Consider the following 813-nt stretch of genomic DNA (forward strand, 5'->3'; position numbering starts at 1 on the left):
GGTCGGCGTCGGGGCGGCGATCCGCCGTCACCTCGCCTTCGGTGACCCAGCGATAGTAGGTCCGCACGTTAATGCCCATCATCTGACAGGCCTTGGCCAGCCGAGCACCGTCACGCTGGGCGTCTTGCACCAGGGTCACGATGCGCTGGCGATCCGGGAGGCTGGTCAGTCGTCCTCGTCGTTGGTCGTGCCCCAGATCGCCTCGGCCTTTTTTGACAGGGCCAGCAGCGCCGCCGTCTCGGCCAGGGCCTTGTCCTTGCGGCGCAGCTCACGCTCCAGCTGGCGGAGCCGCTTCTGCTCGGCCTTCCGCGCCTGGCGAAGCTGCTTGGCCTGTGCTGCCGCATCCTCGTTGGCGTTCATGCAGGCATCCCGCCAGGCCTCCACCTGTTCGGGGTAGAGGCCACGCTCACGGCAATAGGCGCTGAGCTCGGCCTCATTCATCGGGGCCGTCTCCAGGACGATCTGGAACTTCTCCTGGCTGGTCCACTGGTCGGGCTGGGTCGAACGTGATGGCAAAACCTGTCCTCGTGCTCTGGCCTGTTTCCGCCAATTGTAGAGGGTTGTCACGGTGATGCCTTCCTGCTCGGCCAGTTCCGGGATGGTCATGCTCATGGGCGGTGCCATCTTCTTGAGGATGGCTTCCTTACGCTCTGCGGGGTAACGCACGTTGATCACCTCTCAATCCGTTTAGGTGACAACTACGCTGACAGATAGGGTGATCGAGCGGGAGTGATTTTCGCTAAAGGTAAGCACCTTATAAAGCTACCTAAATTTCTAGGGAAGGATATGTTTAACATCTTGAAAGAACTTTAC

Annotated in this window: 2 protein-coding genes; both read right to left on the bottom strand. The window is 60.6% G+C overall.

All coding sequences use genetic code 11. From position 1 onward, the window contains the following. Positions 1–196 (bottom strand): helix-turn-helix domain-containing protein (locus tag HOP53_RS21755; protein WP_422677633.1); only part of this gene is annotated, 196 nt, incomplete at its 3' end. Continuing rightward, on the bottom strand, positions 166–675 hold the full coding sequence (locus tag HOP53_RS21280) for a transposase (RefSeq protein ID WP_234271862.1): 510 nt from the start codon (positions 673–675) through the stop codon (positions 166–168). The genes HOP53_RS21280 and HOP53_RS21755, both read right to left, overlap by 31 nt. Positions 676–813: the final 138 nt, after the last annotated feature.

It is taken from the genome of Billgrantia ethanolica (assembly GCF_021404305.1).
Taxonomy (GTDB): Bacteria; Pseudomonadota; Gammaproteobacteria; order Pseudomonadales; family Halomonadaceae; genus Halomonas; species Halomonas ethanolica.